Source organism: Sporolactobacillus sp. Y61 (assembly GCF_040529185.1).
Classification (GTDB): Bacteria; Bacillota; Bacilli; order Bacillales; family Sporolactobacillaceae; genus Sporolactobacillus.
Map to the genome: position 1 here is coordinate 925,656 of NZ_CP159510.1, position 16,300 is coordinate 941,955.

General features: G+C 50.6%; 15 protein-coding genes and 1 riboswitch. Of the genes, 8 read left to right on the plus strand and 7 right to left on the minus strand.

Translation table 11 applies throughout. The features are described 5' to 3' along the window. Nucleotides 1–28 precede the first annotated feature (28 nt). Nucleotides 29–730 (plus strand): uracil-DNA glycosylase, encoded by a 702-nt coding sequence (locus ABNN70_RS04570; RefSeq protein ID WP_353948875.1) that lies wholly within the window; start codon nucleotides 29–31, stop codon nucleotides 728–730. A gap of 212 nt (nucleotides 731–942) precedes the next feature. Here the strand turns inward: ABNN70_RS04570 and ABNN70_RS04575 are convergent, their stop codons facing one another. The 5 genes from ABNN70_RS04575 to ABNN70_RS04595 all read right to left on the minus strand — a co-directional run bounded on the left by ABNN70_RS04575 (nucleotide 943) and on the right by ABNN70_RS04595 (nucleotide 5,144). Beyond that, nucleotides 943–2,382 carry a PH domain-containing protein gene (locus ABNN70_RS04575; RefSeq protein ID WP_353948876.1) on the minus strand — a complete coding sequence of 480 codons (1,440 nt, stop codon included), beginning with the start codon at nucleotides 2,380–2,382 and terminating at the stop codon, nucleotides 943–945. Beyond that, a complete protein-coding gene (locus ABNN70_RS04580; protein ID WP_353948877.1) occupies nucleotides 2,372–2,854 on the minus strand; it encodes a PH domain-containing protein in 483 nt (160 codons plus the stop codon). The genes ABNN70_RS04575 and ABNN70_RS04580 overlap by 11 nt, the downstream gene beginning before the upstream one ends. A 145-nt stretch (nucleotides 2,855–2,999) precedes the next feature. Beyond that, entirely contained in the window at nucleotides 3,000–3,254 is a 255-nt protein-coding gene (locus ABNN70_RS04585; protein ID WP_353948878.1) for a helix-turn-helix transcriptional regulator, read from the minus strand. A gap of 10 nt (nucleotides 3,255–3,264) precedes the next feature. Continuing rightward, nucleotides 3,265–3,744 (minus strand): DUF2975 domain-containing protein, encoded by a 480-nt coding sequence (locus ABNN70_RS04590; protein WP_129928475.1) that lies wholly within the window; start codon nucleotides 3,742–3,744, stop codon nucleotides 3,265–3,267. A gap of 158 nt (nucleotides 3,745–3,902) precedes the next feature. Then, nucleotides 3,903–5,144 carry an MFS transporter gene (locus tag ABNN70_RS04595; protein ID WP_129928474.1) on the minus strand — a complete coding sequence of 414 codons (1,242 nt, stop codon included), beginning with the start codon at nucleotides 5,142–5,144 and terminating at the stop codon, nucleotides 3,903–3,905. A 348-nt stretch (nucleotides 5,145–5,492) separates the two neighbouring features. Here ABNN70_RS04595 and ABNN70_RS04600 point away from each other — a divergent pair, with 348 nt between their 5' ends. Then, nucleotides 5,493–6,617, plus strand: a complete 1,125-nt coding sequence (locus ABNN70_RS04600) for a branched-chain amino acid aminotransferase (RefSeq protein ID WP_353948879.1) — start codon at nucleotides 5,493–5,495, stop codon at nucleotides 6,615–6,617. Nucleotides 6,618–6,672: 55 nt separating this feature from the next. Next, a complete protein-coding gene (locus ABNN70_RS04605) occupies nucleotides 6,673–7,833 on the plus strand; it encodes an aminotransferase A (protein WP_353948880.1) in 1,161 nt (386 codons plus the stop codon). A 61-nt stretch (nucleotides 7,834–7,894) separates the two neighbouring features. On the opposite strand, the gene ABNN70_RS04610 is transcribed toward ABNN70_RS04605, so the two are convergent. Beyond that, nucleotides 7,895–8,362 (minus strand): Hsp20/alpha crystallin family protein, encoded by a 468-nt coding sequence (locus ABNN70_RS04610; RefSeq protein ID WP_129928471.1) that lies wholly within the window; start codon nucleotides 8,360–8,362, stop codon nucleotides 7,895–7,897. Between the two features lie 182 nt (nucleotides 8,363–8,544). On the opposite strand from ABNN70_RS04610, the gene ABNN70_RS04615 reads away from it, so the two are divergent. The 4 genes from ABNN70_RS04615 (at nucleotide 8,545) to ABNN70_RS04630 (ending at nucleotide 13,358) form a co-directional block, all read left to right on the plus strand. Then, on the plus strand, nucleotides 8,545–9,111 hold the full coding sequence (locus tag ABNN70_RS04615; protein WP_353948881.1) for an isochorismatase family cysteine hydrolase: 567 nt from the start codon (nucleotides 8,545–8,547) through the stop codon (nucleotides 9,109–9,111). A 77-nt stretch (nucleotides 9,112–9,188) separates the two neighbouring features. Beyond that, on the plus strand, nucleotides 9,189–10,982 hold the full coding sequence (gene recQ / locus ABNN70_RS04620) for a DNA helicase RecQ (RefSeq protein ID WP_353948882.1): 1,794 nt from the start codon (nucleotides 9,189–9,191) through the stop codon (nucleotides 10,980–10,982). Between the two features lie 90 nt (nucleotides 10,983–11,072). Continuing rightward, nucleotides 11,073–11,256, plus strand: a riboswitch (Lysine riboswitch). Nucleotides 11,257–11,414: 158 nt separating this feature from the next. Further along, on the plus strand, nucleotides 11,415–12,881 hold the full coding sequence (locus ABNN70_RS04625) for an amino acid permease (RefSeq protein WP_353948883.1): 1,467 nt from the start codon (nucleotides 11,415–11,417) through the stop codon (nucleotides 12,879–12,881). A 147-nt stretch (nucleotides 12,882–13,028) separates the two neighbouring features. Further along, complete coding sequence (locus tag ABNN70_RS04630) at nucleotides 13,029–13,358, plus strand: DUF1516 family protein (RefSeq protein ID WP_129928467.1); 330 nt, start codon at nucleotides 13,029–13,031, stop codon at nucleotides 13,356–13,358. A gap of 497 nt (nucleotides 13,359–13,855) precedes the next feature. On the opposite strand, the gene ABNN70_RS04635 is transcribed toward ABNN70_RS04630, so the two are convergent. Continuing rightward, nucleotides 13,856–15,043 (minus strand): aminotransferase class I/II-fold pyridoxal phosphate-dependent enzyme, encoded by a 1,188-nt coding sequence (locus ABNN70_RS04635; protein ID WP_353948884.1) that lies wholly within the window; start codon nucleotides 15,041–15,043, stop codon nucleotides 13,856–13,858. 225 nt (nucleotides 15,044–15,268) lie between these two features. Here ABNN70_RS04635 and ABNN70_RS04640 point away from each other — a divergent pair, with 225 nt between their 5' ends. After that, nucleotides 15,269–16,294 (plus strand): LysM peptidoglycan-binding domain-containing protein, encoded by a 1,026-nt coding sequence (locus ABNN70_RS04640; protein WP_353948885.1) that lies wholly within the window; start codon nucleotides 15,269–15,271, stop codon nucleotides 16,292–16,294. Nucleotides 16,295–16,300: the final 6 nt, after the last annotated feature.

Below are 16,300 nucleotides of genomic sequence, written 5' to 3' on the forward strand. Positions count from 1 at the left end.
TCTTTTGAATTCAGGGAGGCATGGGAAGTTGAAACATATTCTGAATAATGACTGGGAAGCTCTTCTCGAGTCTGAATTTCATAAAGATTACTATCTGAAACTGAGGTCATTTCTGAAAAAAGAATACAGCACACGCACCATTTATCCGGATATGTATGATCTGTTTAACGCGCTGAAATATACCCCTTATGAGAAAGTAAAGGTGGTGATTCTCGGCCAGGATCCTTATCATGAACCGGGCCAGGCGCACGGGCTCAGTTTCTCTGTCAAGCCGGGTGTCCCTCAGCCACCGTCGCTCCGGAATATTTTCAAGGAATTGCATGATGATCTGGGCTGCCCGATTCCGCACCATGGCTGTCTGATTGAATGGGCGAGGCAGGGCGTCCTGCTGCTGAATACGGTACTTTCGGTCCGGCGGGGCGCGGCTAATTCACATAAAGGTATGGGGTGGGAGCAGTTTACTGATGCGGTTATCCGCGACCTGAACGAACGCGAGAAACCCATTGTGTTCATACTTTGGGGACGCAACGCCCAGGCGAAGCAGGAGCTGATTACCAATGAACGCCATTTCATCATCAAATCTTCGCACCCGAGCCCGTTTTCTGCACATTACGGTTTCTTCGGCAGCCGCCCGTTTTCACGGGCAAACAGGTACCTGGAGTCGGCGGGAGAAGAACCAATTAACTGGCAGATCTCCATGGATGAGCCGAGTGTGCCGCTGAAACGATAAGGCGCGAGGGAGTACATATGATCAGGCGGTACAATCCTGTCCGGATCAGGTTTTTTACTCCTTTCGCCTTTTTTTTAAAACATATGTTACTGCAGAGGGGCTTAAAGCAGCTGAGGGTGTTCTTTCTGACTGGAGAAGACGCGCCCGGAATCAATCGCAGGATGAAACAGAATAAAGGCACGGTTTGTCCTTTAGACGGACAATCGTGCCTTTTAGTCGTTCACAGAATGATTTCTAAGGCGGTTCATAAGAGATTCAGTATCTTCTGACGCCATTTGGTTCACACGATAGGCGCGCGGCGCAGAAGAACGGATCATCACCCGGAAATTACCGAGTCCGATTTGTCGCTGGAGAGGGGAACGCTTTCGTGAGAAGGTCTGCAGATGCCGGGTCAATGTAATGACCGTTGATTTCGATAAAAAGCGCCCGGTTAGGACGAACCGGTTATTCCTCAGCCGGCAGCCCCTGGAATAATAGCAGGAATAAATCCATCCGGCAATGGGCGGCAGGATCAGCCAGAGCCATTTACCCCATGAGAAGAACCAGGTGAGGATGCCGGCAGCAACGGTAAGAAACAGCAGTGGCCGGGCTGTCCCGTACAGTATACCCCGCAGAGGGATCCGCCTGACATCCATTTGACCCGCAAACCGGGGAATGATCTCTTCCAGAAAATCCGGCAGCTGTTTAATACATACGAACGGATAGACCAGTACCGAACCCTCATCACGGTTTTCCCCGTCGACACTGCCGCTTAATTCCGCGTAAACTGTACAATAGCCGAACAGTTGCTGGAGCAGCTGCTGCCTGATCCGGATCGCCTGCACCCGGTTGGTTTTATACGTTTCATCTTTTGTCTGGAGAATGCCCTTATGGATAAACCACTGACCACCTGTCACGGTCAGCCTGAAGCCACCCCAGCGTAGCATCGTCACAAAAAGAGAGATCAGCCAGAGCAGGAGAACGAGTGCAGCAACCAGAAACACGAGCAGAGTGATCGGCAGATGGCTGAAATAATCCACTGAGGATCCCCAGAACGAGTCCGGAATCACATCGTCGACCTGCGAGAACAGGGCGAGCAGGACCCCGATGATGCCGATATTGGAGGAGGTCAGTGCCGCCATCCACAGATCTTTTCCTGATAAGACAAAGCGTTTGATCGGTGCGGCCGGCTGTTCGGCCGGAACAGCTTCAAGGCTATCCTCTGCCGGCAGCTGCTCTTTACCATGGCCGATGGCTCTCTGGATCCGTCCGGCTTCCTTTTTTGTCAGAACGGAAAGGGTAATATCTCCCCTGCTCGCCGGATCTGCCGTGTCCAGTTTCAGCTGAACGAGCCCGAACAGGCGCAGCAGAATGTTCGTCCTGATCTGGACGGATTGGATACGATTGATGCGGATGTAGCGGTCGTTACGCACGAGAACGCCCGATTGCAGGTGAAAATGTTCATCTGTAATCTCATAAGTCAGGCGCAGCCATTTAAGGAAATCAAAGACAGCAAGAACGAGCGGAATCAGGAGGATATAGCCGAGATAATCAGAGAAATGGCGTAAACCGGCAATGAAGCCGAGTCCGGCGGGCAGGATGACATTGCGCAGGGTCGCGATAAATTCGGTGAGTACGGAGACGATATGAAGATGTTTCTTTTCAGACTTCATAGGCAGCATTCTCCTTGATCAGTTCAGATATCTGATCACGCAGCGAAACAGCCTCGGCTTCATTCAGTGCAGGAATCCCGTGCGTATCAGCCGCTGTTGTAATCGAAACAGCGGTCAGACCGTGTTTGCGCAACAACGGTCCCTGTTCGGTTTCAACATTCTGCACGCGGGATAAGGGGATCACGGTCTGACTGATGATGAAAACGCCCTCCTGAATCAAAAGATCCTGCTGCCGGATGGCATAGAAATATGTACGGTAACGGATCGGCGGAACCACATAGACAAAGATGATCAGATGCAGCAGGGTCAGCAGGACAAGTCCACCGCTGATGAAATGAATAAAATAAGGCCAGTGGAAGAAGAACGTGGCGAAAATCAGTCCGGCAATAAGCACCCAGAAAATAAGATTGGTGATTCCGGCGCGCTGGCGCCAGATATGGATGACTTTACGATCGAGATGTTTTATTCTCAATGTCTGTCTCATTCCCTTTTTCTAGAAATGCTTAGGTCATTATACCATGAGGGACGGGCAGGGAGAAAGCAAAAAAATTCCCCGGCCGGTGATTGCGGCGGCGGAGTCGAGAGTTGCATGATGGACCCGGAGAAGAGCTGAATATCTATTTCTGACTTTCGTGATGACTTACATGCCTGCCATCTTCTTCTCCTTTGTCACGGGTGTATTCCAGAATATCTCCGGGCTGACAGTCTAATGCCTCACAAATGCCCTCTAAAGTAGAGAAGCGGATGGCTTTTGCTCTTCCATTTTTCAATATGGAAAGATTAGCCATGGTGACCCCGACTCTTTCTGAAAGTTCTGTAACACTCATTTTTCTTTTAGCCAGCATGACATCAATATGAATGATAATCGCCATGTGGTTCACCTCAGACCGTTAAATCGATTTCATTTTTCATATCTATGGCACTCTTTAAAAGCTTCTGCAGGACGGCAGCAAAGACCGAAACCACCAGGCAGCCGAAAATGATGCCCGTGCCGATGAGGATCATGCCCGGTGCGTCGTCTGCTTCGGCCATGAGATAAATGAGCGGCATAAATAACACATATAAGCCGCCGATGATCAGGGCACAGTATTTAATATGTTTGAGTGATGTAACAGACAACTGAGAAAACGCCTGATTTTTATCAATATAACGTAAAAGCTTCAGCGTCTCGTACAGGGCAGCGAAAAAAACAATTGCCGTGATATATAAGCCGATTAAAAAAGGATATTGAAAATAAGCAAAATCCGGATTCAATTCTGCAAAAAATCCGGCGATATCAGGCAACACAAAGATACACAGAGCCAGAACAGGAAGCCCCATAAAAAGGACTGAAAATCGCAAAAAAACAGTTTCCCGTCTCATATCAGGCACCTCACTTTTTTAACCCTTATATTATAATAGCTGAATTATCGTAAATCAATAAATATTTATCGTTATACATGGCTGCCGTTCCATGCTGATTGAATCGAGCTGCCGGCCCTGACTCCCACAAACAGGAGAGTGCCTGATCATTTTATTTCTTATTTCATACGCATCCTGCGCGAGGCGAATGCCGGACGCAGCAGATGGTGCGGAAAGAACACTTTAAACGTCCTGCGGCGACGAATCTGATCGATCACCAGCAGCATGGTCAGATAGCTGATGGCCATACCCACGAGATACCACAGCGTTGTCATCATTCCCGAGTGATCAATGGAGAATCCGGTGACAGCCGGGAAGACGGCCGCGCCCAGTCCGGAAAGACCGGAGATAATGGGCGTCACGAGATGGACACTGTTCGGGATGGAATAATTGGCATAGACCAGGGTGATTGAATAGATACCCGAAAGCATCAGTCCCAGTGTGGCAACAAAGATGAAACCGAAAATCAGATTTTTCATCAGGATAAAGAGAACAAGCGAGATAATGGCCCCGCAGATATTCATCAGTAGATAACGATTGTACGTCACCTTGCGGATGATTACACCGGTCAGTGCCCGGCCGATGACCATCGCGCACCAGAAAATACCGACACTTATTGAAGCGGTATAGGCAACGGCTCCGAGATAATCAATAAAAATCGAAGACATAAAGTTATTCAGACTGCCCTCAAGTCCACCGTACACAAAAACGATAAAGGCAAACAGGCCAAGGATGGCCCACTTCCGGCCGGAGGATAACGGCCGGGTGTCCGGTGCTCCGGATGCATCCTGTGGTCCGGAAGTCCCCGGATCCTGCGCGTTGTTCGAAATCTGAATGTGCGTCCAGATACCGGCCAGAATCAGGGCGAAAAGGACTGTTATAATAAAAAGATAACGCCAGATGTCAAGTGCAATAAAAAGTGAGGCCAGGACAGGCATGGTCAAAGCACCCAGTCCGAACGAGACTTCCAGATAACTCATCGCAACGGCCTGTCTGCCGGAAAAAACCTCAATAAACAGCGTAGCAACGACAATACTAATCATGGATGATCCGGCACTGTTCAAAAAGTAAAGCGTCATGAATACCGGAAGGGGCGGAAGCAGCAGGATACTGAACTGTGCTGCAGCAATAAGCAGTGTAGAAAAGATTAATAGCGGCCTGGGCGGAAAATGATTATTCAGCCAGGAGGATACCAGAACACCGGCGAGACAACCCATGGCCCCGACAAAAATCAGCTGACCGCCTACCGTGAAAGAGACATGATAGTAAGTCAGTAACTGCGGCATCACAGATCCAATAGAAATAGCAGTCAGACCAGTTAGAAAATACAGCGCACATGAAGCAATGGTGAATTGTCGCACGGTGAAACACCCCTCTCGAAAATATCAGTTCATGATGAAGAAAAACTTGCCGACTGGCAAGTTGCAGGCCGCCAGGGGATTTGTTTTTCTGATCTCAAAAACTTATCCTTAAAGTATAAAAAGAAGACATGCTGTGTCTCGTCTCTTTTCACAGCTAGAATATTGTAACAGGATTGCGCGGGTGATAAAAGGGGATTGCACCAATTTTTTTAAGAAAAATTCAGATGCCGGAAAACCCGGTATCAAAGGGAAAAATGGGATGCGTTTTCAAATATTCGGGCACATATAGCATCCGGTCAGATGGATTGATATAATGAAGGAAAACAGTATTTCAGGAGGCTTCAGAACATGGGGCAGCAGATCACTTTTCAGAAGGCGGATCAGCTGAAAGTCAAGCCTGAACCGGACAATCTTGGATTCGGGCAGTATTTTACAGATTATATGTTTGAAATGGATTATGCGGCGGACAAAGGCTGGTATAATCCGCGGATTGTGCCGTACGGACCGGTTAAACTGGATCCGGCAGCCACTATTTTCCACTACGGACAGGAAGTGTTTGAAGGGCTGAAGGCGTACAGAGCGGAGGACGGCCGGGTCTTTCTTTTCCGGCCGGACAGGAACATGAAGCGGATGAATCAATCCTGCGCGCGGCTCGATATACCCGAGATTGACGAAAAATTTGTGATTCAGGCGATCAAAAAACTCGTTGCCCTTGAAGCTGACTGGATTCCGGTTAAACCCGGACAATCGTTGTACATCCGGCCGTTTATTATCGGTACAGAACCCTTCCTGGGTGTCCATCCCTCGGGCACCTACAAATTATTCATCATCCTTTCTCCTGTTGGTTCCTACTTTAACCATTCCATTGATCCCGTCAGAATATACGTAGAAGATGAATATGTACGTGCTGTCAGAGGCGGCGTAGGGTTTGCCAAAACCAGCGGGAATTACGCGGCCAGTCTTAAGGCACAGTCAAAAGCTGAAGAACTGGGCTTTGACCAGGTTCTGTGGCTGGATGGCGTAGAACATAAATATATTGAAGAAGTCGGCAGTATGAATATCTTTTTCAGAATAGGCGGAGAAGTATGGACGCCTGAATTAAATGGCAGCATTCTCCCGGGCGTGACCCGTGACTCGGTCCTCCGGCTGTTAAAGGAATGGGATATCCCTGTCAGAGAGCGGAAAATTTCAGTAAAGAAACTGTTTAAAAAAGCGGAGAAGCAGCAGCTGAAAGAAGTATTCGGTACAGGAACGGCTGCCGTCATCTCGCCGGTCGGATTTCTGAAATGGGAAGACCGCGTGATCAAGGTCAGTGACGGAAAGACCGGAAAACTGTCGAAAAAGTTATATGATGCCCTTACCGGCATCCAGACCGGCCGCCTCAAGGATAAGTTCGGATGGACTCAGGAAGTGAAAATCAGAGAAGAAGAGAAAAAAGAGCCAGAAGAGACTAAAGAGCCGGTTACTGAATAACCGGGGACCGGGATGAACTGTTATGTAAGACAGCTGATGTGAGAGGATGACCAGGATGGAAGAGAGAGTAAACGGGCGTGTCCGTGCCATACAGATCAGCGGGATCAGGCGCTTTTTCAACAAAGTGAAAGACTATCCCGGTGCGGTATCGCTGACGATCGGGCAGCCGGATTTCCCGACACCGGAACATGTCCGGGAGGCAGGCAAGGCGGCGATCGACCAGAATCATACCGTTTATACGGCAAATGCCGGTCTGCCGGAACTCCGTCAGGCTATTGCCGGTTACGTTGCGGAAAAATATGATCTGCATTACCATCCGGAGAATGAAATCATTACCACGGTTGGCGCGAGCGAGGCGCTTGATTTGTCCTTCCGTACCCTTCTGGAGGAGGGGGATGAAGTGATTCTGCCGGGACCGGCGTATCCGGGTTACGCTGCTCCGATTACGCTCGCAGGCGGCGTTCCGGTCTATGTCGATACACGCGGGACGGACTTTAAAATGACAGCCGAACAGATCAGGGAGAAACTGACAGAGCGTACGAAGGCCGTTGTGCTGCCTTACCCGTCCAACCCGACCGGCTGCGTGCTGACGGAGCGCGAGTTGTCAGCTATTGCCGATGTGCTGAGAGAAAGACCCGTCTTTGTCATTTCCGATGAAATATACAGTGAACTGATTTATGGTCAGAAACATGTCTCCATCGCCTCATTTCCGGGAATGAAGCCTAAGACGCTGGTGATCAACGGACTGTCCAAGTCACATGCGATGACCGGATGGCGTATGGGCTATGTGCTTGCCGACCATCCGATCGCTGAACAGTTGATCAAAGTTCATCAGTATGGGATTTCCTGCATTACAAGTATTACGCAATATGCCGCGATTGAGGCACTTACTGCCGGGAAAAATGACGCGGAGCCAATGAGACAGGAGTATCAGCGCCGTCTGGACTATGTCATGGGACGGCTGAGGCAAATGGGGATGGAAGTGGTCCGTCCGTCGGGGGCTTTTTATGTTTTCCCATCCATAAAGAAATTCGGCCTGTCTTCAGAAGATTTTGCTCTGAAATTGCTGGAAGAGGAACACCTGGCGGCCGTTCCCGGGAGTGCCTTTTCATCATATGGGGAAGGCTATCTGCGCCTGTCCTATGCGTATTCGATGGATATCCTTCGTGAAGGACTGGACCGGCTGGAACGATTTGTCACGAGGTTAACAGGCTGAGTGAAGGGTACGGACATTTGCATGCAGACAGACGATGGCCGGGAGACAGTCTCCCGGCCATTTAGGGTTCAATCGTTAATGTATGACCTGTCTTTGGAAATTTAGGCCCCCGTATTTTCAGAATACCATTGGTAAATGAGGCATGCGTCCGGGTTTTATCAATGGTGTAAGGTAAATGGATCATACGTTCAGTATGGCTGAACTGCCTTTCGAATGCATACGTGCTCTTTTCTTTATGGCGGGCCTCCATCTCAACATCATCCCGGACGATCAGCCGGATGCGGCTTCCATGCAGCTCGATATGAATGTTTTCACGTTTTACGCCGGGCAGCTCCGCTTCCACAATCCAGTCGTCCGGCGTATCGTACAGTCGTACCGGGAATCCGGCCTGAAAGAGCGTATGGTTCTCAAAAAATTCATCAATTGATTTCAGAACACCGCCAAAAGGATTCCGCTGGAAAAAGGATTCGAGTTCTTCCATCGGACGTTTTTTTATCGGATGCTTTTCTTTATGTGATTCTTCCTCCATGGATTTCCCTCCCTTGTTCACTCTATGCCTTCAGTATATGTAAAGTGATGCGTTCGGACCGGGCGGATGACTCAGCCCGTACATGTCCTTCAGAGGCCCAGGGTAACCTAAAAAGAAAACCTGCCTTTTTTCCGCAAAAACACCCTGCGTTTAAAGGATGAGAAACCCTGAGGTGACCAGGAATGAAGAAAACAGCACTGCTGATTATCGATATGATCAATCCGCTCCAGTTTCAGGCGGGTCCTCTTTTACTTGAGGGCATGTGTCGTATTACGCCGCAGATTGCCTCATTAAAACGAAGAGCCAGAGCAGCGGGACTGCCTGTTATCTATATCAATGACAATGAGGGCAGGTGGCAGTCAGAAAAAAGTCACCTTATTCAACGTGCACAGGATGGGGCGGCCTGGAATCTGGTGCAGCAAATCTTACCGGATCCGGAAGATTTCTTCATTATCAAACCCAGACACTCCGGCTTTTATGCAACGCCTCTTCAGGCACTGCTGACTGAACTTGGCACGCGCACGCTGATCCTCACCGGTGTTGCCGGAAATATCTGTGTGCTGTTCACGGCTAATGACGCCTATATGCGCGGTTACCAGTTGTTTATTCCGGCCGATTGCTGCGCGTCAAACGTTCAGGAGGACAATGATTTTGCACTGAAGATGATGAAAAATGTCCTGAAAGCCGATATTCGCGGACAGGCGCAAATAGATCCGGCTGACCTCTTATCGAAAAATCCGGTGACATAGCTAGTTAAGTGCCCCGGATCGCCGGTCAAGTTATGTTATGATAAAACTGCATAACAGGACCTGAGAGGTGAGAACGGATGGATGCGGCGCTTAATGTGCTGAAACGGTACTTTGGATACGACAGTTTCCGTAAAGGACAGGAAAAAATCATTTCAGATCTGCTGGCGGGCAGGGACACCGTTGCCATCATGCCGACCGGCGGCGGAAAGTCGGTCTGCTACCAGATTCCGGCCATGCTGATGCCCGGAGCAGTCCTGGTCATCTCGCCGTTGATTTCACTGATGAAGGATCAGGTGGACGCTTTAAAGGATATCGGCATTCCGGCGGGCTTTATCAACAGTTCACTGTCCCACAGCGAGACAGACGAGAGAATGGCAGCGGCAGCGGCGGGACGATACAAGCTGCTCTATATTGCGCCGGAGCGTCTGGAGCAGCCTGTATTTGTCCGAATGCTCAAGCGAATGAACCTGTCCCTTGTTGCCGTTGATGAGGCCCACTGCATCTCGCAATGGGGGCATGACTTTCGCCCGAGTTACCGCAGAATTGCCGATCTGCTGGACGGACTTCAGCCGAAGCCGGTCGTTGCCGCTCTGACCGCCACAGCGACGCCGGAAGTCACGGCCGACATCTGCCACCTGCTGCATATTCCCGAAAGTCAGGTTGTTGCGACAGGGTTTGCCCGTGACAATCTTTTGTTCAGGGTGGTCCGCGGTCAGAACCGGGATGCTTTTTTAATGGACTATCTGCGTAAGAATTCGGGTCAGCCCGGCATCATTTATGCGGCAACACGCCGGGAAGTGGACAGGCTGTATGGACAGCTGCACAGGCGTGGTGTAGCAGCAGGAAGGTATCACGCCGGACTTTCCGAGAAGACGCGGGCAGAAAACCAGGAGCGTTTTTTGTATGATGATATCAGCGTTCTGGTTGCGACAAACGCTTTTGGGATGGGTGTGAATAAAAGTAACGTCCGTTATATCATCCACTATAACATGCCACGCAATATTGAAGCCTATTATCAGGAGGCCGGCCGCGCCGGGCGTGATGACGAGAAAAGCGACTGCATCCTGCTCTTTTCCCCACAGGACATCCGCCTGCAGCGCTTTTTCATTGAACAGTCGGATATGGATGATGTCCTGAAAGCCAAAGAGTTCCGTAAACTGGATCAGATGATCGGCTACTGCCATGCTGAATCCTGTCTTCAGGCTTATATCCTTCGCTATTTCGGAGAAAAGAATCCGGCGCCCTGTCACCATTGCGGGAATTGTCTCGATACACGCGAGAAGGCTGATGTGACGGTGACAGCACAAAAGGTGCTTTCCTGCGTGAAAAGGATGCGCGAACGCTATGGAAAAACGATGGTCGCCAAAGTCCTTGCCGGCGCTTCCGATCAGAAGCTGACCCGGTTCCGGCTCGACCGGCTGCCAACTTATGGCCTCATGAAAGATCAGACGCAGAGACAGATCAGTGATTTCATCGATTATCTGACGGGTGAGCAGTATCTCGCTTTGCGGGGCGGGGCTTACCCGACGCTTTGTCTTACGCCGCGCGCGGTACCCGTCCTGAAAGGCGAAAGAAAGGTGTATAAGAAAGCTCGGGTTCGCGCCGAACAGCTTGTGGTCGATGATGCCCTGTTTGATCAGCTGAAACAGGTTCGTAAGAGGCTCGCCGGGAAAGAATACGTCCCTCCCTACATCATCTTCTCCGATCAGTCACTGCGTGAAATGAGTGCCCGCCTTCCGGCAACAGATCATGACTTTTTGATGATCAGGGGCGTCGGCCAGCAGAAGCTGGAGAAGTATGGACGCATATTTATGGAAGCCATTGCGAATTTTGAAGCGAAAACGGCCACTCCGGCGAAAAAAGGGATCTGAGGGGTGCCGTTTCATTTTTTGCTTGAAAATATTTTTCTGAAACGTTAAAATGAAGCCTGTTGACATTTTTGTCTGTACGCCTCACGTGTCATGTGAGGTAGAGGTTGCGGTATTTATGAGTAGTGCTTCAGAGGTGGCAGGACACTGATGAAGAAGCGCGAAAGGAAATACCGCCGAAGTTTGCCCGGCTCCTTTTCCGGGCGAACTGGGTCCGGTTCCGAACAGGGCCGGAACTGTCACACGCCCAATGCACGTGTGATGAGCTATCAGCAGATGACATGGACGGAAGCAGTGCAGATTTCACGGTAAAAAATCGTTTTGATACTGTTTCAGTGACCATAACCGTCCGCCGGTAGCACGTGTACCGGCGGGCTTTTTAATGGGGATCCGCTTTCGATCATGTCGCCTGTAAATTCTGGGAGGAAGAAATTCATGCAACAACATGCAGCAGAAGGGACACACAAACTACAGAGAAAACTCAAGTCCCGCCACCTGACGATGATCGCGCTTGGCGGCGCAATCGGAACAGGCTTATTTCTTGCAAGCGGCAATGCTATATATACGGCCGGCCCGGGCGGAGCACTTCTCGCCTATGGGCTGACCGGCATCATGGTCTATTTTCTGATGACGAGCCTCGGGGAACTCGCGGCGTATGTGCCGACAAGCGGATCATTTCGTACCTATGCGGCGCGTTTTGTCGAACCGTCTTTCGGCTTTGCTATCGGCTGGAATTACTGGTACAACTGGGCCGTGACGATCGCAAGCGAGCTCTCGGCAGCGACGCTGATCATGAAGTTCTGGTTTCCGGACTCGCCCTCCTATCTGTGGAGCGGGCTGTTCCTGATCCTCATTTTCCTGCTTAATGCATTGACTGTGAAGGGCTACGGCGAGTCGGAATACTGGTTTGCCTTTATAAAAGTGGCAACGGTCATTATATTTATTATTGTCGGTTTATTGATGATTTTCCGGATTTTGGGTGGCGGCGTACCGGGGTTCGCTAATTTTACTGTCGGTGACGCGCCGTTTCACGGTGGCTTTCTGGCGGCGTTCGGCGTTTTTCTTGCCGCCGGCTATTCTTTTCAGGGAACAGAACTGCTCGGTGTCACTGCCGGTGAGAGTGAACATCCGGAGAAAAATGTGCCGAAAGCTATGCGCACCATTTTCTGGCGTATTTTGCTTTTTTACATCCTGGCTATTTTTGTCATCGCGATGGTTATCCCCTATACCAGCCCTAATTTGTCGATTACAGATACGGTGATGGTCAGTCCGTTTACACTGGTCTTCCAGAAAGCGGGCCTCGCAGTTGCGGCTTCGGTGATGAACGCCGTGATTCTGACTGCCGTGCTGTCTGCGGGAAATTCCGGATTGTATGCATCGACACGTATTCTGTATGCTCTGGCAAGGAAGGGCGAAGCTCCGAAATTTCTGGCTTATGTCACATCGCGCGGCATTCCAATCTGGGCACTGGTCGTGACCACGGCATTCGGCATGCTTGCCTTTCTCGCCTCAGGCTTCGGTGACGGTATAGTTTATAACTGGCTTCTCAGCGCTTCCGGGATGTGCGGCTTCATTGCCTGGCTCGGAATCGCTGTCAGTCACTTCCGCTTCAGGCGGGCCTATGTGGCACAGGGCGGAAAACTCAGTGATCTTCCGTATCGGGCAAAATGGTTCCCGTTCGGTCCGCTCTTTGCCTTTGCTGTCTGTCTGATCGTGATTATCGGGCAGAGCTTCGGCGCATTTACCGGAGGGAAGATAGACTGGGGCAGTGTCATCTCTGCTTATATCGGTATCCCGATTTTTCTTACGATCTGGCTGGTGGCCAAATGGAAGATGAAGGACAGACTGATCCCGCTCACGGCCTGCGATGTTTCCAGGCATGAGGATGCGGGCAGAGAATAAACAGCTGAAAGAAAAGTCCTGAAGCGAGGCCGCTTCAGGACTTTGTCGTTGTGCGCACGCGTCTGGTCGGACAGCTCTGTCTGTTTCATGTTAGAATAGAAAAGAACGGGTTGCACCGAATGAAACAGCCAATGGGAGGTTAGCTGAATGCAGGAGATACTGTTACATATACACAGCGGTGTCTGGGGAATTATGATTCTTCTGTTCATCCTCAGTTTCGCATTTAATCGTCAGAAGGGATGGAGTATGGCCCTTCGTCTGACTTATCTGATTATGCTTGTCACCGGTGTCTGGATGCTTGTTCTGATCCACTTCCCCATTCTTTTTGTGATCAAGGGCGTGCTGGCACTTATTCTGATCGGCCTGATGGAAATGGCACTCGCAAAAAGAAACAGGCATCAGTCGGCTGTATGGCTGATGATCTTGTTTGTGATTGATCTGATTTTCATCCTTCTGATCGGCTATGAAATTATTTAATGAAAATTTTCGGCAGAAATCTCGTGCCCTTAGAGATGGGATAAAAGCCTTCCGTTAAGCCTGGAGGGCTTTTTTTTGTTCGTTAATGTATTTCTCGACCACGTCTTTACTCATATTGCCAGGGGTACCCTGTCATAACCAGGTGACCACCAGGGTCCACCCCGGAACGCCTTATTTCAGGATGAAACGCCCTCCGACCCTTTGACAGGAACGTTATTTTTTTGCTTAATAAGCGGAGAATTTCCGCTTAAATGCAGAATCGAACGGGTTTCAGCGTATCATAAGCGGAATTTTTCCGATCAGGCAATGAAAGAGCCCCCATTTTCATCTTTTTTGGGTCAATAGCCGGAATTCCTCCGTCTATTGAAGCTCGCTGTTTTCCTTTTTGCTAAGTTAAGCGGAATTTTTCAGTCTCATTTATCGAGCCACCGGGCCGAGATGAATGGACACAGAAAAAAGGGCTTGACCGGAAAACGGGTGGAAGGCTTTTTTTCAGCTTACTCCCTGACAGGCGTCAGAATTCCTGAATCCCTGATTCGTTCTGCGGCTTCGCGAAGCCGGTCTTCCGGTTCGAGGAGACCGGCGCGCACATAGAAATTCCCGCCTCTGCCAAAGCCTATCCCGGGCGCCATCGCAACATGCGCCTCTTCAATCAGGGCTTTGGTGAACGTTTCGGATGTATAACCTTCAGGGACTTTGAACCAGCAGAAAAATGAACCTTCCGGGGAAGCGACGTCCCACCCGATTTCACGCAGACTTTCGACAAGGACGTTGCGCCTTTTTTCATAAAGCGCTCTCATTTTCCGGACAGATGTCTGCGGTCCGAGCAGAGTAGCTGCACCGGCATCCTGAACCGCACCGAATACATCGCTGTGTGCGAGGTCATGAAATTTTCCCAGCGACCGGATCAGGGACGCATTGCCGGCGGCGAAACCCAGTCGCCAGCCGGCCATGTTCCAGGTTTTGGAAAAGGTGTAAATTTCAATCCCCTGTTCCTTTGCTCCAGGAGTCTGGAGAAAGCTGAGCGGCCGCTGCCTGTCGAACCCGAATGCTGCATAGGCGAAGTCGTGCACGACGGGAATCTGATGCTCTTTTGAAAAAGCAACGGTATCGGCAAAAAAAGCTTTTGTTGCGATTGCTCCGGTGGGGTTGTTGGGATAGTTGAGCATTAACAGTTTCGCACGGCTCAGAAAAGCTTTTGGAATTTTTCTGTAATCCGGCAGAAAATCATCCTCGGCACGTACAGGTATGCCATAGACCCCGGCACCGGCCAGCGACGGGCAGATGAAGTACATGGGGTATCCCGGATCTGTAGTCAACATCAGATCGCCGGGATTTAAAAGGGCCTGCGGGAGAGCAGCAATCGCAATCGTTGCCCCGGCGAAAACCGTAATCTCGGTTTCAGGGTCCAGCGCCACGCCGTATGCCCCGGCATAGAATGTGGCAATGGCTTCTTTAAGATTTCTTTTCCCTCCGTACGGCGGGTATCCCTGATTCTCCGGAAGACGCAGGGCACGGTCCATTTCGCGAATAACAGGATCAGGCGTGAGCTGATCCGGACTGCCCTTCTCTAAATGAATCAGGTCAATGCCGCTTTGGCTAACTTGCTCAATTCGCCGGTCTAAATCCGCAAAGTAATTTCCGGGCATCTTATCAAGCAGCCTGGAAGATGGAAATTCAGTCATCCTGCCCCCTCCTGTTCAAACCTTTCTCTTCACATCGTATGCCTCACCCGGAAAAAAGCAATTGCATTTTTAACACCTGTCGTCATTTTGCCTGGAAGACAGGACTTCGTCAATGAAGAGCGACACATTCACCCAACGGCATTCCGGAGAATAAGATGGGGAAGACGCCTGGTTTCAGGTGAAACGTCAGCGTCCGGGCAGGATCCGGGCGGAAAGGGTGGGACTATGTTTGTCTATGTTGTAAAATCGGGGGATTCCTTATTCGGCATCAGCCAGCAGTTTGATGTGCCTGTGGATACGCTGCGGGCGGTCAATGGACTGACCGCCGTCAATGTGGTGATCGGTCAGGCGCTGCTCATACCAAGTGATATTTATACCGTTCAGTCGGGAGACAGTTTCTGGACGATTTCACGAGCAGCTTTTGTACCGCTCAATGCATTAATGGAAGCAAACCCCGGAATTCGTCCGGAGAATCTGCGACCGGGCATGCGTCTGAATCTGCCGGCTGTTGAGCGGCGTATCGCCACACATTTCAGCTACAGTCAGCTGAGGACTCCTTCACTTGACCAGGGGGTTATCTCAGACAATGCTCCTTATTTAACGTATATTGGCCTTTTCGAAACGCATTTTAACTGGAACGGTGATCTCAGTCCGCTGAATGATAACGCCGCAGTGCTGGCAGCATGGCGCGGGCGCGTGACTCCCGTCCTGACCGTGACCAACCTGACCGCCGCCGGGTTTAATTCGGCGCTTGTTCAGCGCGTACTGAACACGCCTTCTGTACAGCAGCGGCTGATTGATAACATGATAGCCAGGGCGACATCGCGGGGATACGGTGGAATCAATATCGATTTCGAAGGTGTACTGGCTGCGGACAGAGCAGCTTTTGTCTCATTCCTTCAGGCGCTGAAAACGCGGACAGACGCGGCCGGACTCAATCTGAGCATCGCGGTGCCGGCGAAAACCAGCGACGAGGTGCCCTGGGTACGCGGCTATGATTATGCGGCGATCGGCGCTATTGTGGATCAGCTTTTCATTATGGCCTACGACTGGCACCATGCCGGCAGTGAGCCGGGCGCAACAGCCCCGATTGCCGATGTCCGGGCGACGGTTGACTTCGCGGCCGGTTTGATGGACCGCAGCAAGATCATTATGGGCACGCCTTTTTACGGTTATGACTGGGTGATTCCATTCTCGGGCGAAACCCCGGCCGGGCCATTACCAATCAGGCAGCGATTAATCTGGCTATAAGTGAGC